Below are 25,393 nucleotides of genomic sequence, written 5' to 3'. Positions count from 1 at the left end.
TTATCCTCCCACTATTTTACTTTGTGTCTGTACCTAGATCGATCACGCTTGCCCCCTGTAGCCCCAGCCAAACTGCGTCGCCGCGTTTGAAATCGACCGTGTGAAAATAATTTGGAACTGAGACCGAGATTGGTTTTTCAGCTCCCGCCACCTGAATGTGGTAGTGAATGTTCTCGCCATAGAAGGCGACGTTGCTGACAGTGCCTTGAACCGTTGACGGATAGTCTTCTGGTTTTTCAGCAGCGATTTCCAATTGTTCCGGGCGAATACCGATGTTCATGTCTTTAGAGCTGGTCGCAACGTTGGGGTTTCTCTCAATCTCAATCCGCCCGAAAGCAGCCGCATCAATCGACAATATATCGCCGGTTTCTCCCAACATCTGGGCAGGCAGTATGTTCATCTCACCGATGAAACTGGCCACTTGCTGATCACAAGGACGGGCATAAAGCGTGGTTGGTGTGTCCACCTGCTTGAGCCGTCCATTGAACATCACGCCAATACGATCGGACATGGTCATCGCCTCATATTGGTCATGGGTGACCATCACAAAGGTGATGCCAAGCGATTGCTGCAGGTTGCGCATTTCAAACTGCATCTGTTCGCGCAGCTTCTTGTCAAGTGCTGACAAGGGCTCGTCCAGCAACAATACTTTGGGTCGCATGATCAGCGCGCGGGCAAGCGCCACCCTTTGCCGCTGCCCACCCGACAATTCACTTGCGCCGCGATCCTGAAGACCGCCCAGCTCGACCATTTCCAGGGCCTCGGCTACGCGCTGGTCGATCTCACCCTTGGGCGCCTTGCCCCGTAATCCATAGGCCACGTTGTTCCCAACGTTCAGGTGCGGGAAAATGGCGTAACTTTGAAAGACCATGTTTGTTGGGCGGTTGTTGGCCGGGACACCTTCCATATCCTGACCATCGATCAGCACGGTACCCTCGGTCGGTTCCTGGAAACCCGCGATCATCCGCAACACCGTGGTCTTGCCGCATCCCGATGGGCCGAGAAGCGAGAAAAACTCACCCTCTTTGAGGTCGAGATTGATCCCGCTGGCCGCCAGGAATGTGCCATAGCGTTTCTCGACGCCCCTGAGTTCTATGATGTTTCTGTCTGTCATCGGACCTCTGATGCGGATGAGCGGCGCCGGAAGTACTCGGCCAGCACCAAAAGCAGAACCGAGGTAAGCAGCAGGATAGAACCCAAGGCCAAAACGTTTGGAAGCTTGGCGGGAAAACGGATCTGGCTCCAGATATAGACCGGTAGGGTTGGCTGGTTGCCTGACAGGAAAAAGGCCAGGACGAACTCATCGAAGCTGACCGTAAAAGTGACCAGCATGCTGGCAATGATACCGGGGGAAACGACCGGCAGTGTCACGCGGCGGAAGGTTTCGAACACGCCGACGCCCAGATCGTAAGATGCCTCTTCCAGCGACGCGTCAAAGTCATCAAAGGCAGACTTCAGGATCGAAACGGAAAACGGCAAGGCGAGGAACGTATGGCCCAGAACAACAGTCAGCAGAGATGGTTTGAGACCGAGAAACAGAAACAGAACCAGCATTGACGAAGCCACGATAATGCCCGGAATAACCAAAGGCAGCATCACCAGTCCTTCAGCTGCACGCTGACCCCGAAAACGATAGCGAACAAAGGCACGAGCAGCAAAAAGCCCCATAGCGGTGGATAGAAGTGCGACGACCGTGCCGACACCCAGCGAATTCCAAAGGGCCTGGATCAACGTATCCTGCTCGCCCAGCTTCCGATACCAGTCCAGCGTCCAGCCCTTGATCGGAAAGGCAACGATTGTACCGCTGTTGAACGAGAACAAGGGCAGGAAAAGGACCGGCAGGTACAGAAAAACCAAATACAGGAAAGCGTAAGCTGTCAGGGTCGAAGGACGTTTCATCTGATCCGCCTCCCAAGCCGGGTGGCGGTAATGACAAAGACAATGGCGACGAAGCCAACCGACAGCATTGCGATCAGTGACAACGTAGCTCCGAGCGGCCAATTGTTTGCGGCACCAAACTGCACCTGAATAAGATTGGCAATCATCTTCCCGTCCGATCCGCCGACCAGTGCGGGCGTTACGTAGTCGCCGACAGTCGGAATGAAGATGATCAGGCAAGCAGCAATGATCCCCGGGATCGTCAGCGGCAGCGTCACCCGCATGAAGCGTTGCAAAGGACTGTTGCCGAGGTCTGTGGCGGCCTCCAACAGACTTGGATCGATCTTCTGCAACGAGACATAGATCGGCAGGATCGCAAAAGGGGCCCACGCATGAGCAAGCGTCAGCACGACTGCGAATTCATTATAAAGCAAGAAGTCGAGCGGTTCGTCAATCAGACCAAGCATCAGCAGTGCAGAATTCATCACCCCGTTGAACCCAAGGATGAGTTTCCAGGCAAATACGCGCAGCAGATAGCTGGACCAGAACGGAATGGTGATGAGCAGAAGCCAGATGGTCTTTTTCCGGGCCTTCATCGCGATGAAGTACGCAATGGGATAGGCCAATGCGACAGTGACTACCGTAACTGCTCCGGCAATCCAGATCGACCTTAGCATTAAGTGTCGAACCAGCGGATCAGCAAACGCGTCGCTATAGTTTTTCAACGTCGGTGTCTTGTCGAGCGTTACGTAGGTTTGGGTCCAGAACGAATAGGCAATCAGGATCACCAAAGGCGCCGCCACCAGAAACCCCACGTATACCGTGGCTGGTGCGCTGAGGGTATAACCCCGGGACGCTTCGCTACGAAAAATCACCCTATCTCCCATCTCGGTACTTACGAGTCGCTAATGGACGATCGTCCATTTAATGTTGCGCCAGAAAGGCCTTTCGTGTCAATCTCCCTGTGAGCGGCCCATATGAGAAGACCCTAAGCTTATGGAATCATTGAATAGAGTGACAGAACCCAAAGGAAGAAAGCGTAGTTCGAAGCGCGATCCGGAAGCCAACAGGCAGCTTCTGATCAAGGCTACACTGGATACTATTGCTGATATTGGAGTTACCGACACCTCGGTCAGTCGCATCTGCGAGCGCTCAGGTCTGTCGCGCGGAATGATCCATTTGCATTTCGGGGGTAAGGACAATTTGCTGACCGCAGCGGCCCAGCATTTCAGTACCGAATATTATGCCGAGATGGACAGATTGACCGATCTGGGCTCGGATGCATCGCCCGAAGACCGAGTGATGGCCGTGATTGAGGCTGATCTGTCTGAAGCTTTATTGAATCCACGAAGTACAAAAATCTGGCATGCATTCCGCGGCATCGCGAGCTCACACCCAGGCATTGCCCGTTACAGCAGCACTCAGGATCCCAAACTTGTCGAGACTTTGCGGCATGCGTTCACGGAGATAGCCCGGAAAAACGGGCATGATCCGAACTTGGTGAATGATGCCACCAGCGGAACGCTGGCCTTGCTGGAAGGTATGTGGGTAAATTACCTTACCGATGTGCAGATTTTTTCGCGACAACGCTCTGCTGAACTTATTCGAAGGTTTTTAGGCGGACTTTTTCCCGGCAATTTCATGTTATGAGCCTTAGCGACGCTCAGATTTGACTTAGAGACAAAGCCTTTTTTTCGAAAACCGACGACTGGCAGTGGTGAGACCCCTAGCAACCAAGTGGCATCCAGCCTGCGCTTGATGAAACTCGACGCCCGCTTTGCGCTGGAGAAATGTTGCATGTGCACCAACAACCAAAACATACCTTCTGCTCAATAACCCGACCATGCCATCCAATAAACGTCGGTATGACCTATGGGTCGTTTTTTTGAGAGAACTACGGGCCATACCACCCATTTTTTTGCCGAATTTGAAAAGCCTGGTGCTGATTAACTATGTTCTCGGATCCAGGCCGTTTTCTCTCATTTTTCGTTGTTGTTTGTGTTGTTGCCCTGAAGATAGTTGAATGGGGTCATCGCAACTGCTTAAACAACTTTGCGACAGATCCGCAAAAGACCCACAACATGACAAAACCCCTGCATGTCTTACCGACGCCTGATCGTTTTCTCTATTACCTCGTAGGGCAGTTCACGCTCATCATAAACACCGATAAAAATACCGACATCAGCCGCACTCCCGTCTCGCTTCTTCAGCAACGTTTCATTTGAAACTGTTGTACGTTGCGATGGACGGCGCGCCCATTCTGACAAGCGCTTCATGAACATGTTGATCACCTCGGCTTGGCCCAAGTCGGCACCGAGATCATTCAACTCTTTAGGGTCGTTTTTCAGGTCAAATAATAACGGGCGAAACCCACCATCGGCAAAGATGAACTTCCAATCCTTGTCCGCCAGCATGAACAGGCGTGCTTGTTTGGGGTCAAGGCCCAGAGCCGCGGCTTCGGGCGTGGCAGAATAATCATATTCGCTAACCACATACTCGCGCCATGCCTTGGGGTTTTGGCCATGCAGTAACGGCAGTAGCGAGCGGCCTTCGATAACGTGATCCGGGACATCTCTACCTGCCAGATCAACAAATGTTGCCGCAAGATCAATACTTTCGACCAGCGCGCTACAAACAGTGCCGCGTGTTGCGTCTGCTTCTGGTGACGGGTCATAGAAGATCAGTGGAACGCGCACCGACGGATCATGGAAGAGATCCTTTTCACCCATCCAATGATCACCAAGGTAGTCCCCATGGTCGGAGGTCACGACGATCATCGTGTCTTCCATGTGGCCATTCTCTTCTAGCCAATTGAACAGGCGACCCATCTGATCATCAGCCTGTTTGATCAGCCCCATATAGGCGGGTATCACCTTTTCACGCACACCCGGCTTGCTAAAGGTTTGACCGATTTCGTTCTGCATGAATTGTTCATAGACAGGGTGAGGATTATGTAACTCGCCATCCGAGCGAACCACCGGCAAAACATCCACTGCCGTGTACATGTCATGATACGGCGCTGGAACAATGTAAGGCCAGTGCGGCTTGATATAGGACAGGTGGCACATCCATGGCCCAGCGGAATTTGCATCCTGCGTTTGAATAAATTCAATCGCCTGTCCCGTTAGCCACGGCGTTTCGCTATCTTCTTCCTTAATGTTTGCAGGCTTATCAGCGTGCCGCATAAACCAACCCGAAGCGACACCACCATCTTCATCAACCCCGGCATTGGCATTGTGCTGCCAGGGGTTTTCAGCCTCATACCCCTGCCCTTTCAGATACTCATTATAAGGCGAACGTCTTTTGTCATAATAGCCTTGCGGCCCCTCACCCCATAAGCCGTCATCACGGAGGAAGACATCAAAACCACATTCCGCGACACGTGCTCCGATAACGCCATCGCGCGAAATGCCCAGACGATCCATCCCTGCCTGATCCACGCTCATATGCGTCTTTCCGATCAACCAACTATCCATCCCACGTTCGCGTAGATGATCGCCCAGAGTGACCTCTCCGACCTTGAGCGGGAAGTTATTCCAGGCAGCGCCGTGGCTGTGTACGTAACGCCCTGTGTAAAAGCTCATCCTTGAGGCCCCGCAGATGGGCGATTGAACATAGCAATGGGAAAATCGCACTCCCTTGGCAGCAAGCGCATCCAAATGGGGGGTGTTCAAACTCGGATGTCCGGTGCAGCTCAGGTAGTCGTACCGAAGCTGATCGAACATGATAAACAGGATGTTCTTGGCTTTTCTGGTCATGTCGCCTTAACCACCCCTTCATTCATCCATTTATCGAACTGTTTGAGTACAGCATCGCAGAAGGCGTCGTCATTGATATGGGCGTCAATTTCCGTAGTTGATGCAACCGTAGGCATCACGTTGCGGGCCTCGTCAACCATTTCGGCAAGCGCTTCCGGGTCATGCGCTTCTTGACCTTCGCGATCCCATTCCTCAACACCGCCGGTAGGCAGGAAAAAATGGGTTGGGCCGGTGGCTTGTTTCAGACGATCGGCCATTTCTCGAATAGCGGCCCGTCGCTCTTTTGCATTGAACACCGCACTTTTGATCAGGCGATTATGTTCGTGGAACGGACGGTCGGCATATTGGTCGGGAATGTCCTGCCAACCGGCAAAATCCAAAAGATCCAGCGCGCCTGGGGCCACCATTTGCGGCACGCCCGCGCGCCCGGCATTTGTCAGCCGATCCTGCCCCGAGGACACCAGCGAACCTGCGAGCATATTGGCAAATTCCTGCATGCAGAAATCCATTACACAGCAGAACGCACCCTCACCCGCGAGCTTCTCGAAGGCCATACCTCCCATGCCCGTTGAATGGAACACGGCCACTTCGTATCCCCGTTCTTCTAACGCAGGTTTCAGGGTTTTCATATATCGCAGGCAGGATGAGCCCAACGAGGTCATTCCGATCATCGGGCGATCGCGTTGAGGGCGTTGAACCACGCGGGCTGCACCTAAAACAGCGCCTGCGGCCTGGCTTAGCGATGAGCGGCAAACCGAGTTCATACCATAAAGCCCGCCCGCCCACAGGATCATCTGAATATCCGGCGCCAAACGGTGTGGCGGAATCAGCGGTGAAAAACTGACGGTAGAGACAATGTATTTCGGCACACCCATTGGCAAAGCCTGCGCACAATCCAGCGCCAGATCGGTGCCCATCGTGCCACCAGTTGCGAGCATCCCATCAAATTTTCCCTCGGCGTAGACCTGCGCAACAAGCGTTGCTGCGCCCCGCGACATCACGCGAAAAGCCTTGTTTTCGTCACCGAGCGCGATCACCTCATCTATGGTCATACCACCGGCCGCGGCCACATCATGTTTGGAAATGTCCGTGGGCGTGGTTGGATCCCCAAGAACCGAGACATCCATGGTCAGCACGTTGCCACCCTGCGCCGTGATGCACTCTTCGATGTAGCGCATCTCGGGGTCTTTGGTGTCATAGGTGCCGATCAGCAAGATAGTCTTTTCGCCCATGGTAATCTTCTCCTCGCAGGCTATCGTCTTACAGCTGAATCCAGGCTGTTTTTAGATCGAAGTACTTTTCCATTGCGTGCAATGACTTGTCGTGGCCGTTGCCAGACTGTTTTACACCACCCAAAGGCACAGTGGCGTCCGCACCGCCGTAAGTATTGACGTGAACGACGCCAGAGCGGATGCCCGCCACCATGCGATGGGCCCGGCTCAGGTTTGCAGTCCACACGCCCGAGGCCAATCCATAAACGCTGTCATTGGCCAGGCGCAGTGCCTCATCTTCGTCTCTGAACGATGTCACGGCCAGAACCGGACCAAAGACCTCATTGCGGAAAAGATTGTCGGTGGGTTTGACCCCGTTCATTACTGTGGGTGCCATATAATAACCGCCCGTTTCCGTCAGAATTCGGTCACCGCCGGCACGGCGCTCAGCACCTTCCGCTTCGGCTTGGGCGACAAAATCCAGATTGCTTTCCAATTCCGGCAATGAGTGCACTGCCCCGATCTGTGTGTTCAAATCCAGCGGGTCGCCGACGCGGAAAGCTTGCGCGTGTTTGACAATCTCGGCGACGAAATCTTCGTGAATATCCTCCTGAACCAGCAAGCGCGATCCCGCGACGCAAATCTGACCTGAATTTCGGAAAATACCTGCGGCGGAGACCTTGGCCGCCTGCGCGAGATCCGGGGCGTCGTTGAACACGATGTTGGGGGACTTTCCGCCAAGCTCCAAGTAGCAACGTTTCAAGTTCGAGCGCGCGGAATATTCCAGTAGCCGCCGCCCTGTCGCACCCGAGCCGGTAAAAACCATGATGTCTACATCCATCGACAGAGCCAGTGTTTCACCAACAACGCTGCCTTTGCCTGTGACGACGTTTAGGACACCGTCCGGCACACCTGCCTCAAGCGCCAACTCGGCCAATCGCAAAAGTGATAGCGAGGCCGATTCCGCAGGTTTCAACACCACCGAGTTACCCGCCGCCAGCGCCGGCGCGATCTTCCACGCACCGATCATCATCGGCATGTTCCAAGGCACAATCGCCCCGACAACGCCGACAGGCGCGTGATGCACGAGACCCAGCACATTTTCAGCTGTGGGCGCAATCTGACCATAGATCTTGTCTATGGCCTCGCCATAATAGCGGAACGTTCCCGCAGCCGACATCGGCTCGGCCTTCATGGCCATGTTGATCTCTGTGCCGTTGTCCCGCACGCCCAGAACGGCCAGTTCCAAAGCGTGTTCTTCAATCAGATCGGCCAGTTTCAACAACACCTTCTTGCGTACAGAAGGTGCAGCCCGCGACCAGCGTCCGTCTTCAAACGCCGTGCGGGCCGCCGCAATAGCCCGCTCCATATCCGCGGGGGTGCCCTCGGCAATTTGAGTTAGAACCTGACCGTCAATTGGAGAAATGACATCCAGTTGCCCTCCTGCCGCTGCGGCCTCGTGACGCCCATCAATCAGAAGGCTCCGTGCCGGTACGGGCTGACCACGTAGCGCATCGATGGCAAGTTGATCCATAGGTCGCTTATCCTTGCTGGTTCGGATTATCGGAATCCACGGGTTGCATCGTAGGTTCCGGCCGCAGTTTGTTTTTGAATTCGAAATACAGCGTTCGGCAGTGCAGGATCAGGATCAGAACGATCAGGCCAAACAAAATGGCTGCGATGGGCCGATCGATGAAGTCGAGCAGCGTTTTGACCCGTGCCATTGCGCTGCGCAACTTGGTTTCCATAATCCCGCCAAGAACCATGCCTAAAATGATTGGAACAATCGGCAGGTCCAGCCGTTTTAGGATCAGCCCAAAGACCCCGAACCCGGCAGCAATGGCGCAATCGGTGATCGAATTACGCAGACTATAGACCCCCACGAACGCCAAAATCAGGATCATGACACCAAGGAACCGGGTCGGGATCTGGATAATCTTCAGCAGCAGGTTCGTCGAAAACAACAAGAACACAAGAACGATCACGTTAAGCAGGATCAGCGCCATATACAGGGCCAATACGAAATCCATCTGGTTTTCGAACAGCTGCGGTCCGGGGATCACGTTGTGGACATAAAACACCGACAGCATCATCGCCGTCAGCGCCTCGCCAGGAATACCCAGAGCCAGCAGAGGAATCATCGCAGCGCCTGGAACGGCATTGTTCGCCGCCTCGGACGCTACAAGTCCCTCGGGTGAGCCATCACCAAACTTTTCTGGGTTCTTTGACGTTTTTTGAGCATAGGTGTAGGATAAAAATTGCGATGTAAACTCGCCTGTGCCCGGCACCATGCCCATAAAAACACCGATACTTGAGGACACGGTGGCAACGCGTTTCACGCCCAGAAGTTCTTTGAGACCGGCAAAGATATTGCCACTTACATGGGTGTCGCCTGGCGCGTGGTTCTTTTCCAATAGCAGCAGAAATGCCTGGCTAATCGCAAACAGACCCAGCACGACCACAATGAGATCAATGCCGGAAGCCAGCCAACTTTGATCGAAGGTGAACCGGCGGGTGTACTTCACGGGCTCCAGCCCCACCGAATTCAGGAAAATGCCGAAGGCCGCCAGCATACCAGCGGCAAAAATCTGGCCCCGGTGGGCCAGCACAACCAGAATGATGCCCAATAGCGCGGCCAGGAAAATCTCGCGACTGCCGAAATGTGGGGCGACAAGGGCCAGAACCGGTGACAACACCATCAGACAGATGATCGCAAACACGCCCCCGAAGAACGAGGCCGAATACGCCAGAGATAGCGCACGGTGGCCCTGCCCACGTTTGGTCATGGGATATCCGTCATAAGTGGTCAGCGCGTTCACCGCTGTGCCGGGGGTGTTGATTAGGATCGCGGGAATGGCTCCGCCATACATGGACGAGCCGTAGATACCCAATAACAGGGTTAGTCCTACGATGGGCTCGAACGCAAAGGTGGCAGGCAACAGGATTGCGATGGCCACCGCCGCACCCACGCCGGGCAATGCACCGATGATGACGCCGCCGATCGAACCGATCAGCAGGGCCACGATTACCTGCCATTGTAGCAGGATCGAAATGCCGGAAAGAAGCGTTTCCATAGTGGCCCCTTACAGATAGGTCAGCGCAAATGCCCGCACGGAATCCGGAAGGTATTCATAGACCGCTCCGGCGGGGATTTTGACCTGAAGAAAGCCACGGAAAACGATGGTGACCACAAAGCCGAACAACGCAGCTATTCCGATAGCATTTGCACCACGAAACCCTACACGAAGGGTCAGGAAGACTGCGAACAACATGGTTGAGAGCAGATACCCCAGCTGCGGAACCACCAGCACATAGATCAGGAAATAGGCAACATATTCGAACGACCGAACCCAGAACCCGACCTCGGTCCAGCGGCCGCTGATCCGGTCTGACAAGGCCGAGCTAAGCCAATGCAGAAACCCGAACACCACCATGCACCAGATTGCAATTGTGGGCCAAAGACCCGGCTGTGCGAACCATTTGGTTCGTTTGACGACCTTGGTCTGATCACCCAGTTGGGATAACAGAAACACTGCGAATGCCAGAAACAGTGCGGCGAACACGACATCGCCGGGTCGGCGATATCTTTTGAACATGTCCTGTAAAGTCTTTGCAATCATCGTTTCCTCCCAACCTGAAAGAGGCGTGAGGCAGTGCCCCACGCCCGATCTGGATCTTACTCGCCCAGAATTTCTTCAATTTTAGCGAAAGAGGATTTGTCTTGCTCAATCTGAGCGTTGGATGCGTCTGGGTCCTGCCAGTAGATCAAAGCACCAGTTTCCTCAGCAAGCTGCTTGGCTTTGTCCGACTGCACCGCCTTTTGTGCCGCTGCGGTGATTTTTTCGCGTGCCTCGGGTGGAGTATCCTTGTGAACGAACAGGCCGTTCCACAATGCCAGCGGCAGATCCGGGTTGAGCTCGACGATCGTCGGCGTATCGGGGATCAGCGAAATCCGCTCGCCACCAATGCTCGCCAGAATGTTCACGTCGTCCAGGCAAGGTAGTACAAGTTGCAACGTGGTGTTGATGACGTCCACGTCACCCGATGCCAGCGTGTTGCAATCCAACGCGTCAAAGGCTGCTTCACTTGCAAAATCAAATCCGCTGCTTACAGCAGCAGCAAAGGTGACCTGCGTGGGCGGCAAGACCGAGCCGAAATGACCAAGCGCCAAATCGTTATCCTTGCCGTGTTCCGCCAGTTCTTCCCAGTTCGAGAACGGCGCATCCTTGCTGGATGCGATTACGAATGGGTAAGTCAGAAAAATACCGATCGGATCGAACGGGTTCGGGTTCAGTTCAGGGATACCGATTTCCGGTCCTATGACGGGAACGCCAATGACGAAAGAACCAATAGTGTATCCGTCCGCCGGGGCGGTGGCGACTTCGACTGCACCTGGGAACGGACCGCCGCCGCCGCCGGGCTTGTTCACGACCGCGGCCGGGACGTCGTACATGGCTTGAAATTCGTCCGCGATCATTCGCGTCAGCACGTCCTCAAGATCGCCCGGAGGCCATGGAACCACGAAGGTTACCGGTTTCTCTGGATACTCTGCCAGTGCAGCGGTTGCTGACGCTACAAATGCGGCGGTTGCTAGAAATTTCTTCATTGACACCTCCCGTTAGTGGTTCAATAAATGAACCGCGTTAACAATAATAATGTTGCGTTGTTAAGTTAATTCTGTCAAGTATAACCTGACCGGGAGGAGGCAAAACACATGGGCACCGCACTTAATGCCTTGAAATTGCTAGAGTACTTTTCAAGCTCTCGGCCGGAAATCGGGCTGAGTCACATTGCGCGCCTGGCTGGTTTGAACAAGGCGACCGCCCTCCGCCACTTACGGGCACTGGAAGAGTTCGGCCTGATCGAGCAGAATCCGCAGACGAAATCATATGCCATCGGACCAGCTGCTCTACGGTTGGCCGCCCTGCGCGAAATTGCCAAGCCGGGCCTTGATGGTGCACGCCAGAAAATGCAGGCCGCGATGCATGAGGTTGGCGAAAGCCTGCACCTTACCCTGCTTGAGAAAGACACCCTACAAACCGCATTGGTGGTTGAAACCACGCAGCACAGCGTTCGCGTAAGTCTCGACCCTAGCGAAATTATTCCGGTCAACGCGACTGCTTCCGGATTATGTATGCTGAGCTTCGGTCCCGCTTTCCTTCTGGAACGCTTGGAATCCGACACGCTCACCCGATTTACCGAGGCAACAATGACGGACCCGGAAATTATCCGTGACCGGGTTGCACAAATCGGGCATGCGGGCTGGGCCAATAGTAATGGCAGCTTTGAAGATGGTGTCTTCGGATATGCGGCGCCTATCTTCGGTATTGATCAGATCGCGATTGGAACCATTGCGATTGCCGTTCCCGAAATTCGTGCAACCAGCGCGCGACAGCCGCTGATTTTGACCTCACTCCACACCCTTTCGAAAGAACTGACCGCAAACTTTGGCGGCCAGATGCCCGAAACTTTTCCAACTGAATTCCACCCATGATTGACGGGCGGACTTAATCTCCGGAGACACGTTACATGAAAGACTCCAACTTTCTGAAGGAAAACAACGCCCGACATTTCTGGCAACCAATGGCCCACCCGGCCGACAGCCAGAAAAACCCGCCGACCATTCTGACCGGAGGTGAAGGGGTCAGCATCATTGATGTAGATGGTCACAAGGCGCTGGATGCTGTGGGTGGCTTATGGAACGTCAATCTGGGCTATTCCTGTGATCCGGTGAAGCAGGCCATCACCGATCAACTGAACGCGTTGCCCTATTATTCAACCTTTCGCGGCACCAGCAACGACAAGGCGATCGAATTGTCTTATGAATTGGCGCAGTTCTTTGCGCCTGACGGATTGACCCGTGCATTCTTTACTTCGGGTGGATCGGATTCGGTTGAGATCGCGCTGAAACTTGCACGTCAGTTTCACAAAGTTCGAGGCGAGGCTGGCCGTACCAAGTTCATCAGCCTGAAACAGGGCTATCACGGCACCCACTTCGCGGCTGCCTCAGTCAATGGCAATCAGAAGTTCCGCGCGGCTTATGAGCCGATGATGCCGGGCTGTTTCCACGTGCCAGCACCTTGGACCTATCGCAACCCGTTCGATGAGACGGACCCCGAGCGTCTTGCGCAGCTTTGCGTAAAAGCGCTGGAGGCCGAAATTGAATTCCAGGGTGCAAACACCGTGGCCGCATTCATCATGGAGCCAATCTTGGGCGCAGGTGGAGTGATTCCGCCGCACCAGAGCTTTATGCCCATGGTGCGTGAGGTCTGCTCGAAACACGGAATTCTGCTGATTTCGGACGAGATCATTACTGCCTTTGGGCGTACAGGCAGCGAAAGTGGCGCGCGACATTGGGGGGTGCAGCCCGATATCATGACAACGGCCAAAGCCATCACAAACGGCTATTTCCCATTCGGCGCAGCAATGATCTCTGGCGCGGTTGCGGAGGTGTTCGAAAGCGACACTACCGGCAGAGCTTCTGTCGATCAGGGCTACACCTATTCCGGGCACCCGGTTGGCGCGGCCGCAGCCTTGGCCACGCTGGCCGAGATCAACCGCCTGCGGGTATGGGAAAACGCAGCTGCACGGGGGGATGAGTTATTTTCCGGGTTGAAAAAACTGGCCGACAAATACGACGTAGTCGGTGACGTGCGAGGGGGTGAAGGTCTGATGTGCGCGCTCGAGCTGGTTTCGGATCGCGCAACCAAGGCGCCAATTGCCAAACATCTTCCGCTGCAGGTTCAAAAAGCGACTTATGAAGATGGCGTGATGGTCCGTGTATCTGGAAACAACATCATACTGTCTCCGCCGCTGGTCATCACGTCTGATGACGTAGCCAAGATCCTGTCCGCTCTGGATACAGGACTAGCGAGACTGTAGTGATCACGCTGGCCCCGGTCTTCAAGGTCGGGGTCACACCTTTACGGCCTGCAATTCCTCAAGTAGATCCAGTAGGTTGTCGATTTTTTCCTGCCCCATTTGCGCCTCGATTGTATTGTGAATCGCCAGCGAGGTCGCAAGGTTCTCTTCAAGAATTTGACGCCCCTCATCGGTGATCTTCACCATGGTGCGGCGCTTGTCTGTGCTGCCCTGACGGCGGGATATCTGCCCATCAGTCTCCATCGTGCGTAGAATTCGCGTCAGGCTGGGAAGCAAAAGGCAGGCCTCATTTGCAATAGTGCTTTGTTCCACTTCGCCCATTTCGTCCAGAACACGAAGGATACGCCACTTTTGCTCGGTCAGCTGTATCCCCTGCAGCATATCCCGAATTGGGGCCATGACGGTTTCGCGTGCGCGCAGCAGGGCGATCGGAAGAGCGCGAGAGGTTCTCGTGGTATGGCTTTGTCGTTTCATTCCAGCCTTCTAGAACGCCATTTCAGGAATTGCAAAGATTAACAAAGCAAGTTCTTGACGGTCGCGATGCAATTTACTAAACATGTTAAGTAGTAAAGGAGAGGTCATGCCACACTTCCACGTCGAATACTCCGGCAATCTGGACGATCGGGTCGACATCGGTGGCTTGTGCGAATGCATACGAGACACCGCTGCGGGGATTGAGGCTTTTCCAATGCCGGGAATTCGCGTCCGCGCCACGCGTGTCGACTATTTTGCCATTGCGGATGGAAATCCCAAGCATGGCTTTGTGGACATCTCAATCCGCCTTCGCGCTGGCCGTCCTGACGACGTTAAGAAGGACGCCGCACAGCGTATCTTTGACGCGGTTGAAGCGTATCTGGAACCGGCCTTCTCGAAACACTCTATCGCGCTTTCACTAGAGATGCGTGACATCGACCCAGACCTTTCGCCCAAGACCGGCACAATCCGGAATCATTTGGCTGCGACAAAGCAGGAGACCTGACGCATGAGCGTACTGGATACGAATATCGAGAAACTGGCAGGCTTTCTAGCCCGGTTCAAAGAAACGGGCATCAAGAACCGTATCGCAGGCGAAGACCGGGATGGCGCAGCGGGTGTTTTCCAATCCACCTCTCCGGTGGATAAATCAGTAATCTGCGACGTTGCGCACGGTACGTCCGGCGATATCGACGCAGCGGTCAAAGCGGCCCATGCCGCCTTTACTGAATGGCGCGACATGCCCGCCACCAAACGCCGCCGGATCCTGCTGAATGTAGCCGACGCCATCGAATCCCGGGCAGAAGAAATTGCGCTGTGTGAATGTTGGGATACGGGCCAAACATTACGGTTCATGTCCAAGGCGGCGCTGCGCGGTGCCGAGAATTTTCGCTACTTTGCGGATCAAGTCGTGCAGGCTCGCGACGGGCAACACCTGAAATCGCCGACGTTGATGAATATCACCACTCGTGTACCTATCGGCCCGGTTGGTGTGATCACTCCGTGGAACACGCCCTTCATGCTGTCGACTTGGAAAATCGCGCCAGCTCTGGCCGCGGGCTGCACCGTGGTCCACAAACCAGCCGAAGACTCACCTTTGTCCGCCCGCCTATTGGTGGAAATTGCCGAAGAGGCAGGGTTGCCCAAGGGCGTGCTGAATACCGTGAACGGTTTTGGCCCTGATGCCGGTAAGGCGCTCACAGAGCACCCCTTGATCAAAGCCATCGCATTTGTCGGAGAAAGCCGGACAGGCAGCCTCATCACAAAGCAGGGCGCCGATACGCTCAAGCGGATGCACCTGGAACTGGGCGGTAAGAACCCCGTTATCGTGTTTGATGACGCCGATCTGGACCGGGCTCTGGATGCGGTGATTTTCATGATCTACTCGATCAACGGTGAGCGCTGCACCTCGTCCTCGAGGCTGCTGGTGCAGGACTCTATCAAGGAAGAATTCGAGGCCAAACTGGTCGAGCGTGTGAACAACATCAAGGTCGGGCACCCCCTGGACCCTGAGACCGAGATCGGCCCGCTGGTCACTGAGGAGCATTACAACAAAGTGACCTCATACTTTGACATCGCAAAAGAGGATGGTGCGACCGTCGCGGCCGGTGGGGTCAAGGTTGGTGATGGCGGATTTTTCGTACGCCCAACATTGTTTACCAATGCCAACAACGACATGCGCATCGCGCGAGAGGAAATATTTGGCCCCGTGCTAACTTCCATTCCATTCTCGACCGAAGAAGAAGCGCTGCAGATCGCAAATGACACGCCCTATGGGTTAACCGGCTATGTCTGGACCAACAATCTTACACGTGCCCTGCGCTTTACCGATAAGTTAGAAGCAGGGATGATCTGGGTGAACTCGGAAAATGTTCGTCACCTGCCCACGCCTTTTGGCGGGGTAAAGGCGTCAGGTATCGGTCGCGACGGCGGTGATTGGAGCTTTGACTTCTATATGGAGCAGAAACACGTGGGCTTTGCCACTGGTCAGCACAAGATTATGCAGTTGGGAAAGTAACGCCTCTCGAGCGACGTCTGGACAAGGTGCCGCTCGAAAAAAGATAAGATACGCGCGCACATCTATGGTCCATGAACTCTTTGAGAGTCGGACCAAACGACGTCTGGTCGTCCGCTCTCCCTTCCAAAGCGGTCAGACGCCACCTTAAGTGAGGAGGAACTGTCATGGGAAAGATTGTACAGGCTGCTAAGATCACACATGTGCCCAGCATCTGGATGTCCCACACGATGCCGAAATACAAAGGTATCCGGCAACCTGCGATAGATGGCTACGCACGTCTGCGTCAGGACGCGATTGACCGCGAGGTCGACACCTTCATCGTGTTCGATACACATTGGATCACCAATCAGGGCTTTCACCTGAACACAAAAGAGCGCCACAAGGGGCGTTTTATTAGCCATGAACTGCCGCACATGCTGGCGGATATGGAGTTCGACTATCGCGGTGATCACGACCTTGGTGAAACCATCCTTGACGTTCTGAGAGAGCGTGGGGAACGGGCACTGGGTCATTCGCATCCCGACATGGGAATGGAGTACGGTACCCTTTTGCCGATGCATTTTATCAATGACGATGTGAATGCCCGGGTGCTGCCAGTTGCGGTCAACCAGTTCTCGTCAATCGCCGAGAACCGCGTTTGGGGTGAAGCCATCGCCGAAGGCATCCGGCGTTCGAACCGCAATGTTTCTATTCTGGCCTCCGGGTCTCTAAGTCATGACTTCACGCCGAATGAGCGCTCGGTCGAGGGTCTGAACGCAGTGAATGGCGAGTTCAACCGCCAGATGGATATGCGCGTTCTCGAATTGTGGGAACAGGGCCGGTTCGAAGAATTCTTGGACCTTTTGCCTGACTACGCCAAGAAATGTACGGGCGAGTGTGCGATGAACGACACTGCGCTGCTGTTCGGTGCGTTGGGATGGGGCAGTTACAAAGGCGAGATCGACATCTACACCCCGTATTTCGGTAGTTCCGGAACGGGTCAGGCAAATATCAGCTTTTCGGTCTGAGGCCGAGACACGGGAATCCTGCAAATGACAGACTTACGTCTCAACGACCCCACGTTGCTTATCGAAGCAGCGCGGGTTGGCTCCAAATGGGTCGGTGCCACTGAGGTATCCACCACTCTGGAAGTGACCAACCCGGCAACTGGTGATCTAATCGGACGAGTCCCCAATCTTGGGGCGGCCGAAACGGCCGAAGCAATCGCCGAAGCGCACCGTGCACAGAAGGGCTGGGCCAAGCTCACAGCGAAGGACCGCAGCCAAATTCTGCGCCGCTGGTATGACCTGATGATCGAAAACCAGGATGATCTTGGCGCTATCCTGACCGCCGAGCAGGGCAAGCCGCTGGCTGAGGCCAAGGGTGAAATCGCTTATGGTGCCAGCTTCATCGAATGGTTCGCTGAAGAGGCCCGCCGCGCCTATGGCGACGTCACCCCGGGCCACGCGCCGGACAAGCGGATTATCACCATCAAACAGCCGATCGGGGTTGTCGCCGCGATCACGCCGTGGAATTTCCCCAATGCCATGATCACGCGAAAGGCGGGGCCCGCATTGGCGGCAGGCTGTTCCATGGTGCTCAAACCTGCCAGCCAGACGCCATTCTCGGCTATCGCGCTGGCAGTTCTGGCCGAGCGAGCCGGGTTGCCTGCGGGATTATTCTCGGTCATCACTGGATCAGCGCGCGCCATCGGAGGTGAGATGACCTCGAGCAAAATCGTGCAGAAACTGACCTTTACCGGGTCCACCGAAATCGGCGCGATGCTTTATGCGCAATGCGCACCTACGATCAAGAAACTAGGTTTGGAATTGGGCGGCAACGCGCCGTTCATCGTGTTTGACGACGCAGATCTGGACGCGGCAGTCGAAGGGGCAGTGATCGCCAAGTTCCGAAACAACGGTCAGACATGCGTCTGCGCCAACCGCATCTATGTCCAGTCTGGGGTCTACGACACGTTCGCCGAAAAACTGGCCGCTAAGGTCGCAAAACTGCCGACTGGAAACGGCTTTGACGAGGGCACCGTCTTTGGCCCACTAATCGATCAAGCCGCAGTCGCGAAAGTGTCTGAGCATATCAAAGACGCAACCGCCAAGGGTGCAACAGTCACACTGGGCGGCAAGCCGCACGCCCTTGGCGGCACTTTTTTCGAGCCGACCATCCTGACTGGCGTGACCGCAGACATGGCGGTGGCGACCGAGGAAACCTTCGGCCCAGTCGCGCCTTTGTTCAAATTCGGCAGGGAAATTGAAGTTATCGCAGCCGCCAATGATACCGAATTCGGCCTCGCTTCGTACTTCTATTCACGCGACATGGCCCGTGTCTGGCGCGTGTCCGAAGCATTGGAATATGGCATGGTCGGGATCAACACCGGCCTGATCTCAACTGCTGAAGCGCCCTTTGGAGGCGTTAAGATGTCAGGTCTGGGGCGCGAGGGGTCGCGCCATGGGCTGGATGACTTCATGGAACTCAAATACTTGTGCATGGGTGGCATTGACGCCGCCGAGGAGGCCTGATGCGCTTTGCAACTTTCACCGCAAACGGAGCAACTTTTTTCGGCGCGATCACCAAGGACGGTGCAATTGCACTAAACGACGCCTTTCCCGATCAGGCCAGCCTTTATGAGGTGATCGCCGCGGGCACGTTTGAAAAGTTGACCGAGGCCGCGGTAGGCCGCGAAGTAACCCACAAGGAATTCACTTACGAGATGGTGATGCCGGATGTCCGCCGCATCCTCTGCGTCGGAGTGAACTTTCCCGACCGCAACGCCGAATACAAAGACGGCAGCGAACAGCCGAAATACATGTCGTTGTTTCCGCGCTTTGCCAGCGGTTTCATCGGGCACGACCGCCCGCTGATCCGTCCTCCGGAAAACCACACGCTGGATTACGAAGGCGAGGTCGTTATCGTGATTGGCAAATCCGGTCGGCGAATTTCGCAGGAAGATGCCTATGACCACATCGCAGCCCTGACCTTGTGTAACGAAGGCACAATCCGCGACTGGGTGCGCCATGCCAAGTTCAACGTCACGCAGGGAAAGAACTGGGACAATTCCGGTGCCATCGGCCCGTGGCTAGTGCCATTCACGGAAGCGGCCCAGTTGGACGATGCCCGAATTCAGACCCATGTGAATGGTGAATTGCGCCAGGACGATACGCTGAATCGCATGATGTTCCCGATAAGGCGCGAGATCGAATATATTTCGACCTTCATGACGCTTCTGCCCGGTGACATCATCGTCACCGGCACCCCGACGGGTGCGGGAGCGCGGTTTGATCCACCAAAATACCTGGAACCGGGTGACGTAGTGGAAATCTCAGTCGAGGGCATTGGAACGCTGCGCAACACAGTCGAGGACGAACAGGTATGACCCCCGAAGATCATGCCCGTGCCGCAGCCGACTTATTGCAGGCTGAATGTTCGCACGAACAGATTGGCCTTCTGACACTGCGCCATCCCGAAATGGGGATGAGCGACGCCTATGAGGTGCAGAACGCCATTTATAGAAAAAAATTGGCCGAAGGGCGCAAGGTGATCGGCTGGAAAATCGGGCTGACCTCTAAAGCGATGCAATATGCGCTGAATATCGATATTCCCGACAGCGGAATTTTGTTCGATGATATGAAGTTCGATCACGGCGAAACCGTTCCTGCGGGCCGGTTCATCCAGCCCCGGATCGAGGCCGAGATTGCTTTTGTCATGAAATCTGCGGTAGGCGGAGAGAACATCACCCGTGCCGACATCATTGCCGCCACGGATTACGTCGCGCCTTCGATTGAAATCCTCGACACGCGTATTCAGCGTGTCGACCTCGCGACCGGACAAACACGTACAGTCTTTGACACAATAAGCGACAACGCCGCCAATGCCGGCATCGTGATGGGCCCCGAACGTCATTCGATAGATGCATTTGATTTGCGTTGGGTCGGGGCACTGACCTTCCGCAATGGTGAGATCGAGGAAACCGGTCTGGGCGCGGGTGTTCTGAACGACCCGGTCGAAAGCGTCGTCTGGCTGGCCCGTCGTATGGCGCAGTACGACCAGAGCATAGAACCGGGTCAGGTGATCTTGTCTGGTAGTTTTATTCGACCCGTCGAATGCCCGCCGAGCACCGAAATCCATGCTGATTTCGGGCCATTTGGCTCGGTCGATATCAACTTTGCCTAAAGGAGGCCGGGATGCCTGCGCCACTAAACGCTTTCAAGGCCGCGCTGCAGGCTGGTCAGCCGCAGGTCGGCTGCTGGATTGGAATGGCCGACACCTATGCCGCTGAAATCGCGGCCACGTCCCAGTTCGACTGGCTGCTCGTTGACGGGGAACACGCCCCAAACGATCTTCGCTCAATCCTGGAACAGGTGCGGGTCATCGAAGGAAGCGGCAGCCAACCGGTCGCACGCTTGCCGATAGGTGAAACCTGGATGATCAAGCAATACCTCGATGCCGGCGTTCAGAATATTCTGGTGCCGATGGTCGAAAGCGGAGATCAGGCACGGGATTTGGTACGGGCGGTGCGATACCCGCCCCACGGAGTTCGGGGCGTGGGTTCGGCGTTGGCCAGGGCCTCGCGCTTTGCGGCGATCCCGGACTATCTGAAAACGGCAGATGAACAGATCTGCCTGCTTGTTCAGGTGGAAAACCGCGCCGGGTTAGAGGCACTAGACGATATTCTTGCCTCTGACGTTGATGGGGTCTTTCTCGGTCCCTCCGATCTGGCCGCTGACATGGGCCATATCGGTGATGTTGGTCATACAGAAGTGGTCGAGGCCGTTTTGGACGCGATAACTCGGGTCGTCGCGGCAGGCAAATTTGCCGGGATACTGACACTTGATCCGGCCATGCAGCGTAAATGTCTGGATCTGGGGGCGACCTTCCTGGCCACAAACATCGACGTAACTTTGTTCGCGCAGGCGGTGCGCCGGGCCGCCGATGAAGCCTTGGCGTTGCTACCTGACCAAAGCGTTTCGGGTGTTGCCAATACGGAAGCGGCCAGCAAGTACCTGCAGCAATTGTGCAAGCACTGGTCCCACAAGGCCCAGGTGACTTTTGACGACAACCACGGCAGCGTGGAATTTCCGGGCGGAAACCGGCTGACCTTGGTCGCGGGTGAATCCAGCCTTTCGCTGACGGCTGAAACCGGCCCTCGCGGAGATCTGACCTGCTGGCAGGAAGTCATCGAAGCGCATCTGGTACGGTTTGCTTTTCGCGAAGACATTAGCATTGACTGGGTGGGCTGATCCCAAATCAACTACCGCCTGAAGACGACGACAAGGAACACTCATGTCAGATCCGGTTTATGTAATTGGCGATATCCATGGCCAACTGGGGATGCTTGAAGACGCACTGGACCGGATCGAACGGGATGGAGGGCCAGACGCCAAGATCGTGTTTCTTGGCGATTATACGGACAGGGGTGCGCAAAGTTGCGGGGTTTTGGATCTGCTGGTCCGAGGGAACGCCGACGGTAAGAACTGGGTCTTTCTACGTGGCAATCATGACCAGATGTGCGCAATGTTTCTGGAGGACTATCCGCGCAATGATGCGCGCCTGCTGGTCGGGTATCACTGGCTTCATCCTCGGATCGGCGGGATCGAAACGCTGCAGTCCTATGGGGTTGAAGCCACCAACGTGGACAGAATCTATCAAGTTCACGCCAAAGCCAAACAGGCCGTCCCTCAGGCTCATATCGATTTTCTGAACGGGCTAAAGCCGTTCCATCAGGACGGCGCATTGCTGTTCGTGCATGCAGGTATTCGACCCGGGGTGAAACTGGAGCAGCAAGACCACGACGATCTGATATGGATTCGTGACGAATTCCTGAACCATAAAGATCCACATCCATGGTTGGTAGTCCATGGCCACAGCCACGTGTCCGCACCTGAACATCATGGAAACCGTATCAATCTGGATACAGGAGCAGGCTATGGCCACGCCCTGACCACCGCCGTGTTCGAAGGCACCAAATGCTGTGTGCTGGATGCTGGTGGGCGTAGACTTGTGACCCACTGAGACAGACTCTGACTCACATGGCGTAAAAATGTGGAGTCGCCGATGTCGTTTCTTTTTTAAAAAGCTTCTCAACCATGATCGCCGTCATCGCTAAGCCTTGAACCACCACATTGGGTCCATCAGACGTTTTATGGAACAGCAGTTCTTTACGACGGTCGGCAGGATTGGCGGCAATAATAGCTGGAATGGACAACATTTTTCTACGCCGGCAACTTCGGAAAAATCTTCGAATGCACTCAGCAACAATAGTTCAAACACGTGACTCCAAACGAAACGGCATTGACTTTAGTTTCATATGTAACGATATTCGTTGCAAATGAAACAAAACGAGTCACGCGAGCGACATACTTCGGGAGAACACAATGGCTAAGGCATTCGCATCTCAGGGAGATTTGGGTGAAAAGACGATTAGCTTCACCGAAGTGGGTGAAGGGCTCTGGGCCTTTACTGCTGAAGGTGATCCCAATTCCGGCGTGATCATCGGCGATGATAGTGTCATGATTGTCGAGGCGCAGGCCACGCCACGTCTGGCTGGCAAGGTTATTGAGAAAGTCAGAGAAGTTACCGATAAACCGATCACGCATCTGGCGCTAACTCACTATCACGCGGTTCGTGTTCTAGGCGCTTCAGCATATGGCGCAGATCAGGTTCTCATGTCCGAAACAACCCGAGCGCAGGTTGTCGAACGCGGTCAGGAAGATTGGGACAGTGAGTTTCAGCGTTTTCCACGTCTGTTCGAAGGCCATGAAAGCATTCCCGGGCTGACCTGGCCCACCACGACCTTCAAGGATCGCATGAGTGTATACCTCGGCAACCGGCGCGTCGATCTAATGCATCTTGGTCGCGCCCATACTGCCGGTGACATCGTCATTCACGTCCCCGATCAGAACGTCATGTTTACCGGTGACATCGTCGAGTATCACTCGGCCTGCTATTGCGGCGACGGCCATTTCAACGATTGGGGTGGCACTCTGGACAATATCGCCGCATTTGACGTCGATGCTATCGCCCCCGGACGCGGTGATGCTCTGCTCGGAAAAGACATGGTTGAAGCAGCAATCGAGTCCACCCGGGATTTTGTCGAAAGCACCTATCGCCCGGCTGCTCGTGTCGCCGCTAGCGGCGGCACCCTGAAAGATGCCTGGGACGCTGTACGCGACGCGTGCGACCCGAAATTCGCTGACTACGCGATCTACGAACACTGCCTGCCGTTCAATGTTGCGCGCGCCTATGACGAAGCCCGCGGCATCGACACACCACGTATCTGGACGGCGCAGCGGGATCTGGAAATGTGGGAGCAACTGCAAGGCTGAAAGCCTGAAGGGAGGGGATTTTCCAATGTTTGATGACCGTTACACGCTCGCCTACAAGAGCTATCCATACGAGAAGTCGCCCGATCAGGATATTGACGCACCGGTGCGTCACCCGGTTGTGGTCATGGGCGGCGGGCCGATCGGAGTCGCCACAGCCCTGGACCTCGGCCGCCAAGGTATTCCGGTGGTTGTGCTTGATGATCATGAGGGCATCGGCATGGGCAGTCGGGCGATTTGTTTCGCAAAGCGCTGTCTGGAAGTGGCCGACCGCTATGGCTGCGGCGAACCGATGCTCGAAAAAGGCGTTGTCTGGAATCTCGGTAAAGTATTCCATCGCGATGACAAGGTATTCGAATTTAACCTGTTGCCGGAAGACGGGCATAAATACCCCGCCTTCATCAATCTGCAGCAGCCTTATTTCGAGCAATACATGATTGACCGTCTGCGCGAGCTGCAGGACAAGGGTGCCCCGATCCAGTTGCGTGGCAAGAACCGTGTGGACAGCGTCGAAGTACACGACGATCACGTCACCCTGACGGTGATGACACCGGATGGACCTTACACGCTTGAAGCGGACTGGCTTATTGGTTGCGACGGCGCCAATTCACCACTGCGTGGGATGCTTGGTCTCGATTTCAGCGGTCGCGTCTTTCAGGACAGCTTCCTAATTGCTGATATCAAACTGAAAGGCGATCTGAACTTCCCTACTGAGCGCTGGTTCTGGTTTGAACCGACCCACGGCTCTGGCGCCTCAGCTTTGTTGCACAAGCAACCTGATGATGTCTGGCGGATCGACTTCCAGATCGGCTGGGATGTTGACCGCAAAGAAGAACTTAAAGAAGAGAATATCCGTCGCCGATTGGATGCGATGCTGGGGGATGTGGACTATGAAATGGTCTGGTCCTCTATCTACACCTTCCAGTGCAAGCGAATGGACAGTTTCCGCTCGGGGCGGGTGTTTTTTGCTGGTGATGCGGCGCACCAAGTCTCGCCCTTTGGTGCGCGTGGTGCCAATTCCGGCATGCAGGACGTGGACAATCTTGGTTGGAAACTAGGGTTGGTTATTCAAGGCAAAGCGCCGGAGAGCCTGCTTGACACCTACGATACCGAACGGGTTCATGGCGCGGACGAAAACATCATGAACTCTACACGGTCCACCGATTTCATCACGCCGAAATCAGAAACCAGCCGGATATTTCGCGATGCCGTGCTCAGCCTGAGCGGAACGTTTGAGTTCGCACGACCGATGGTCAACTCAGGTCGGCTCTCGGTTCCATGCGTGTACAGTGGATCGGGACTCAATTCCGCTGACGCACTGGCAGGCGGTCCCGAACGGACGCAGCCTGGCGCCCCCTGCCCTGATGCCCCGTTGGGCGATGAATACCTGTTGTCGAAGCTGGGTGATGAGTTCATCCTTTTGACAATCGATGCAGAAGCACCTGAAATTCTGGAAGAGGACGGCATCACGGCACGCCGCCTGGCTCTTTCAACCCGCGACGACCCGACTGGTCAGCTCAGGAAACGCTATCTCGGCGAAGCCAGTTCGGCGGTCTACCTGATCCGCCCTGATCAGCATGTCGCCGCCCGCCGAGCGGAATACAACGAAACCCTGATGCGCACTGCCTTGCGCCGTGCGGCCGGTAAGGAAGTAAGCCAATGAGCGATCTGACCCTGACACCGAATATCGACGGAACCGACGATTTCTACGCCGACCTGCTGGCAACGCATGAGGGCAAGACCAAGGCCGAAAGCGATATAATCAACGCGAGGTTAATTCTGATCCTAGCCAACCACATCGGCGACCGGGACGTCCTGAGCCAGGCGCTCAATGCCGCCGACATCACATAATCCAAGGGA

General features: G+C 55.2%; 25 protein-coding genes. 14 read left to right on the top strand and 11 right to left on the bottom strand.

Translation table 11 applies throughout. The annotated features are described in order from the left end of the window. Positions 1–16: 16 nt before the first annotated feature. From AC2FIB_RS00575 to AC2FIB_RS00565, 3 genes are read right to left on the bottom strand one after another with little or no spacing between them, the layout of a single operon-like run. On the bottom strand, positions 17–1,114 hold the full coding sequence (locus AC2FIB_RS00575) for an ABC transporter ATP-binding protein (protein ID WP_496732867.1): 1,098 nt from the start codon (positions 1,112–1,114) through the stop codon (positions 17–19). After that, positions 1,111–1,899 carry an ABC transporter permease gene (locus AC2FIB_RS00570; protein ID WP_109310914.1) on the bottom strand — a complete coding sequence of 263 codons (789 nt, stop codon included), beginning with the start codon at positions 1,897–1,899 and terminating at the stop codon, positions 1,111–1,113. Before AC2FIB_RS00570 ends, AC2FIB_RS00575 begins: the two co-directional genes overlap by 4 nt. Further along, positions 1,896–2,765: an ABC transporter permease gene (locus tag AC2FIB_RS00565; protein ID WP_496732866.1), complete on the bottom strand. Its 870-nt coding sequence runs from the start codon at positions 2,763–2,765 to the stop codon at positions 1,896–1,898. The genes AC2FIB_RS00570 and AC2FIB_RS00565 overlap by 4 nt, the downstream gene beginning before the upstream one ends. Positions 2,766–2,874: 109 nt before the next feature. On the opposite strand from AC2FIB_RS00565, the gene AC2FIB_RS00560 reads away from it, so the two are divergent. Then, positions 2,875–3,528, top strand: coding sequence for a TetR/AcrR family transcriptional regulator (locus tag AC2FIB_RS00560; RefSeq protein WP_496732865.1), 654 nt, complete (start codon positions 2,875–2,877; stop codon positions 3,526–3,528). 452 nt (positions 3,529–3,980) lie between these two features. On the opposite strand, the gene AC2FIB_RS00555 is transcribed toward AC2FIB_RS00560, so the two are convergent. Genes AC2FIB_RS00555 through AC2FIB_RS00530 form a run of 6 tightly spaced genes read right to left on the bottom strand, consistent with a single transcriptional unit; the run spans position 3,981 to position 11,453 of the window. Beyond that, positions 3,981–5,636 carry a sulfatase-like hydrolase/transferase gene (locus AC2FIB_RS00555; protein WP_496737995.1) on the bottom strand — a complete coding sequence of 552 codons (1,656 nt, stop codon included), beginning with the start codon at positions 5,634–5,636 and terminating at the stop codon, positions 3,981–3,983. Next, complete coding sequence (locus AC2FIB_RS00550; RefSeq protein ID WP_496732863.1) at positions 5,633–6,868, bottom strand: Tm-1-like ATP-binding domain-containing protein; 1,236 nt, start codon at positions 6,866–6,868, stop codon at positions 5,633–5,635. Before AC2FIB_RS00550 ends, AC2FIB_RS00555 begins: the two co-directional genes overlap by 4 nt. A gap of 28 nt (positions 6,869–6,896) precedes the next feature. Continuing rightward, complete coding sequence (locus AC2FIB_RS00545) at positions 6,897–8,381, bottom strand: aldehyde dehydrogenase (RefSeq protein ID WP_496732862.1); 1,485 nt, start codon at positions 8,379–8,381, stop codon at positions 6,897–6,899. Positions 8,382–8,388: 7 nt separating this feature from the next. Beyond that, positions 8,389–9,921, bottom strand: a complete 1,533-nt coding sequence (locus tag AC2FIB_RS00540; RefSeq protein WP_496732861.1) for a tripartite tricarboxylate transporter permease — start codon at positions 9,919–9,921, stop codon at positions 8,389–8,391. Between the two features lie 9 nt (positions 9,922–9,930). Then, positions 9,931–10,467 (bottom strand): tripartite tricarboxylate transporter TctB family protein, encoded by a 537-nt coding sequence (locus tag AC2FIB_RS00535; RefSeq protein ID WP_496732860.1) that lies wholly within the window; start codon positions 10,465–10,467, stop codon positions 9,931–9,933. 56 nt (positions 10,468–10,523) lie between these two features. After that, the gene (locus AC2FIB_RS00530) at positions 10,524–11,453 is read right to left on the bottom strand and encodes a tripartite tricarboxylate transporter substrate binding protein (protein ID WP_058274540.1); all 930 of its coding nucleotides are present in this window, start codon (positions 11,451–11,453) and stop codon (positions 10,524–10,526) included. 108 nt (positions 11,454–11,561) lie between these two features. Here AC2FIB_RS00530 and AC2FIB_RS00525 point away from each other — a divergent pair, with 108 nt between their 5' ends. Both AC2FIB_RS00525 and AC2FIB_RS00520 read left to right on the top strand, forming a co-directional pair. Beyond that, complete coding sequence (locus AC2FIB_RS00525; RefSeq protein WP_496732859.1) at positions 11,562–12,341, top strand: IclR family transcriptional regulator; 780 nt, start codon at positions 11,562–11,564, stop codon at positions 12,339–12,341. 35 nt (positions 12,342–12,376) lie between these two features. Further along, positions 12,377–13,729: an aminotransferase class III-fold pyridoxal phosphate-dependent enzyme gene (locus AC2FIB_RS00520; RefSeq protein ID WP_496732858.1), complete on the top strand. Its 1,353-nt coding sequence runs from the start codon at positions 12,377–12,379 to the stop codon at positions 13,727–13,729. Positions 13,730–13,762: 33 nt separating this feature from the next. Here AC2FIB_RS00520 and hpaR read toward each other — a convergent pair whose 3' ends face one another. Next, positions 13,763–14,203 carry a homoprotocatechuate degradation operon regulator HpaR gene (gene hpaR / locus AC2FIB_RS00515; protein ID WP_496732857.1) on the bottom strand — a complete coding sequence of 147 codons (441 nt, stop codon included), beginning with the start codon at positions 14,201–14,203 and terminating at the stop codon, positions 13,763–13,765. A gap of 106 nt (positions 14,204–14,309) precedes the next feature. On the opposite strand from hpaR, the gene AC2FIB_RS00510 reads away from it, so the two are divergent. The 8 genes from AC2FIB_RS00510 to AC2FIB_RS00475 all read left to right on the top strand — a co-directional run bounded on the left by AC2FIB_RS00510 (position 14,310) and on the right by AC2FIB_RS00475 (position 22,223). After that, a complete protein-coding gene (locus tag AC2FIB_RS00510) occupies positions 14,310–14,708 on the top strand; it encodes a 5-carboxymethyl-2-hydroxymuconate Delta-isomerase (protein WP_496732856.1) in 399 nt (132 codons plus the stop codon). Between the two features lie 3 nt (positions 14,709–14,711). Then, complete coding sequence (hpaE, locus tag AC2FIB_RS00505) at positions 14,712–16,220, top strand: 5-carboxymethyl-2-hydroxymuconate semialdehyde dehydrogenase (RefSeq protein WP_496732855.1); 1,509 nt, start codon at positions 14,712–14,714, stop codon at positions 16,218–16,220. A gap of 164 nt (positions 16,221–16,384) precedes the next feature. Then, positions 16,385–17,227: a 3,4-dihydroxyphenylacetate 2,3-dioxygenase gene (gene hpaD / locus AC2FIB_RS00500; RefSeq protein WP_282170371.1), complete on the top strand. Its 843-nt coding sequence runs from the start codon at positions 16,385–16,387 to the stop codon at positions 17,225–17,227. 24 nt (positions 17,228–17,251) lie between these two features. Then, positions 17,252–18,733: an NAD-dependent succinate-semialdehyde dehydrogenase gene (locus AC2FIB_RS00495; RefSeq protein WP_496841477.1), complete on the top strand. Its 1,482-nt coding sequence runs from the start codon at positions 17,252–17,254 to the stop codon at positions 18,731–18,733. Beyond that, on the top strand, positions 18,733–19,587 hold the full coding sequence (locus tag AC2FIB_RS00490) for a fumarylacetoacetate hydrolase family protein (protein ID WP_496841475.1): 855 nt from the start codon (positions 18,733–18,735) through the stop codon (positions 19,585–19,587). The genes AC2FIB_RS00495 and AC2FIB_RS00490 overlap by 1 nt, the downstream gene beginning before the upstream one ends. Continuing rightward, positions 19,584–20,384, top strand: coding sequence for a 2-oxo-hept-4-ene-1,7-dioate hydratase (gene hpaH, locus AC2FIB_RS00485; protein ID WP_496732852.1), 801 nt, complete (start codon positions 19,584–19,586; stop codon positions 20,382–20,384). The genes AC2FIB_RS00490 and hpaH overlap by 4 nt, the downstream gene beginning before the upstream one ends. Positions 20,385–20,395: 11 nt before the next feature. After that, positions 20,396–21,451 (top strand): aldolase/citrate lyase family protein, encoded by a 1,056-nt coding sequence (locus AC2FIB_RS00480; protein ID WP_496732851.1) that lies wholly within the window; start codon positions 20,396–20,398, stop codon positions 21,449–21,451. 43 nt (positions 21,452–21,494) lie between these two features. Further along, entirely contained in the window at positions 21,495–22,223 is a 729-nt protein-coding gene (locus AC2FIB_RS00475; protein WP_496732850.1) for a metallophosphoesterase family protein, read from the top strand. A 13-nt stretch (positions 22,224–22,236) separates the two neighbouring features. On the opposite strand, the gene AC2FIB_RS00470 is transcribed toward AC2FIB_RS00475, so the two are convergent. Then, entirely contained in the window at positions 22,237–22,419 is a 183-nt protein-coding gene (locus tag AC2FIB_RS00470) for a hypothetical protein (protein ID WP_496732849.1), read from the bottom strand. A 166-nt stretch (positions 22,420–22,585) separates the two neighbouring features. On the opposite strand from AC2FIB_RS00470, the gene AC2FIB_RS00465 reads away from it, so the two are divergent. Genes AC2FIB_RS00465 through AC2FIB_RS00455 form a run of 3 tightly spaced genes read left to right on the top strand, consistent with a single transcriptional unit; the run spans position 22,586 to position 25,384 of the window. Next, positions 22,586–23,536 (top strand): MBL fold metallo-hydrolase, encoded by a 951-nt coding sequence (locus tag AC2FIB_RS00465; protein WP_496732848.1) that lies wholly within the window; start codon positions 22,586–22,588, stop codon positions 23,534–23,536. 25 nt (positions 23,537–23,561) lie between these two features. Then, a complete protein-coding gene (locus AC2FIB_RS00460; protein WP_496732847.1) occupies positions 23,562–25,196 on the top strand; it encodes an FAD-dependent oxidoreductase in 1,635 nt (544 codons plus the stop codon). Beyond that, positions 25,193–25,384, top strand: coding sequence for a DUF2783 domain-containing protein (locus AC2FIB_RS00455; protein ID WP_496732846.1), 192 nt, complete (start codon positions 25,193–25,195; stop codon positions 25,382–25,384). Before AC2FIB_RS00460 ends, AC2FIB_RS00455 begins: the two co-directional genes overlap by 4 nt. Positions 25,385–25,393: the final 9 nt, after the last annotated feature.

The sequence above is a fragment of the Ruegeria sp. YTSA072 genome (assembly GCF_059610285.1).
The sequence above is the reverse complement of the archived record's forward strand: the minus strand, read 5'-3'. Positions and strand labels throughout refer to the sequence as shown.

Bases quoted from the DNA above. Each gene is read 5' to 3' on its own strand.
- AC2FIB_RS00550 (WP_496732863.1), bottom strand. From the start codon at position 6,868: ATGGGCGAAAAGACTATCTTGCTGATCGGCACCTATGACACCAAAGAC.
- AC2FIB_RS00460 (WP_496732847.1), top strand. From the start codon at position 23,562: ATGTTTGATGACCGTTACACGCTCGCCTACAAGAGCTATCCATACGAG.
- AC2FIB_RS00555 (WP_496737995.1), bottom strand. From the start codon at position 5,636: ATGACCAGAAAAGCCAAGAACATCCTGTTTATCATGTTCGATCAGCTT.
- hpaH (WP_496732852.1), top strand. From the start codon at position 19,584: ATGACCCCCGAAGATCATGCCCGTGCCGCAGCCGACTTATTGCAGGCT.
- AC2FIB_RS00465 (WP_496732848.1), top strand. From the start codon at position 22,586: ATGGCTAAGGCATTCGCATCTCAGGGAGATTTGGGTGAAAAGACGATT.
- AC2FIB_RS00455 (WP_496732846.1), top strand. From the start codon at position 25,193: ATGAGCGATCTGACCCTGACACCGAATATCGACGGAACCGACGATTTC.
- AC2FIB_RS00530 (WP_058274540.1), bottom strand. From the start codon at position 11,453: ATGAAGAAATTTCTAGCAACCGCCGCATTTGTAGCGTCAGCAACCGCT.
- AC2FIB_RS00475 (WP_496732850.1), top strand. From the start codon at position 21,495: ATGTCAGATCCGGTTTATGTAATTGGCGATATCCATGGCCAACTGGGG.
- hpaR (WP_496732857.1), bottom strand. From the start codon at position 14,203: ATGAAACGACAAAGCCATACCACGAGAACCTCTCGCGCTCTTCCGATC.
- AC2FIB_RS00510 (WP_496732856.1), top strand. From the start codon at position 14,310: ATGCCACACTTCCACGTCGAATACTCCGGCAATCTGGACGATCGGGTC.
- hpaD (WP_282170371.1), top strand. From the start codon at position 16,385: ATGGGAAAGATTGTACAGGCTGCTAAGATCACACATGTGCCCAGCATC.
- hpaE (WP_496732855.1), top strand. From the start codon at position 14,712: ATGAGCGTACTGGATACGAATATCGAGAAACTGGCAGGCTTTCTAGCC.
- AC2FIB_RS00560 (WP_496732865.1), top strand. From the start codon at position 2,875: ATGGAATCATTGAATAGAGTGACAGAACCCAAAGGAAGAAAGCGTAGT.
- AC2FIB_RS00565 (WP_496732866.1), bottom strand. From the start codon at position 2,765: ATGGGAGATAGGGTGATTTTTCGTAGCGAAGCGTCCCGGGGTTATACC.
- AC2FIB_RS00575 (WP_496732867.1), bottom strand. From the start codon at position 1,114: ATGACAGACAGAAACATCATAGAACTCAGGGGCGTCGAGAAACGCTAT.
- AC2FIB_RS00490 (WP_496841475.1), top strand. From the start codon at position 18,733: ATGCGCTTTGCAACTTTCACCGCAAACGGAGCAACTTTTTTCGGCGCG.
- AC2FIB_RS00540 (WP_496732861.1), bottom strand. From the start codon at position 9,921: ATGGAAACGCTTCTTTCCGGCATTTCGATCCTGCTACAATGGCAGGTA.
- AC2FIB_RS00545 (WP_496732862.1), bottom strand. From the start codon at position 8,381: ATGGATCAACTTGCCATCGATGCGCTACGTGGTCAGCCCGTACCGGCA.
- AC2FIB_RS00535 (WP_496732860.1), bottom strand. From the start codon at position 10,467: ATGATTGCAAAGACTTTACAGGACATGTTCAAAAGATATCGCCGACCC.
- AC2FIB_RS00520 (WP_496732858.1), top strand. From the start codon at position 12,377: ATGAAAGACTCCAACTTTCTGAAGGAAAACAACGCCCGACATTTCTGG.
- AC2FIB_RS00480 (WP_496732851.1), top strand. From the start codon at position 20,396: ATGCCTGCGCCACTAAACGCTTTCAAGGCCGCGCTGCAGGCTGGTCAG.
- AC2FIB_RS00495 (WP_496841477.1), top strand. From the start codon at position 17,252: ATGACAGACTTACGTCTCAACGACCCCACGTTGCTTATCGAAGCAGCG.
- AC2FIB_RS00525 (WP_496732859.1), top strand. From the start codon at position 11,562: ATGGGCACCGCACTTAATGCCTTGAAATTGCTAGAGTACTTTTCAAGC.
- AC2FIB_RS00570 (WP_109310914.1), bottom strand. From the start codon at position 1,899: ATGAAACGTCCTTCGACCCTGACAGCTTACGCTTTCCTGTATTTGGTT.
- AC2FIB_RS00470 (WP_496732849.1), bottom strand. From the start codon at position 22,419: ATGTTGTCCATTCCAGCTATTATTGCCGCCAATCCTGCCGACCGTCGT.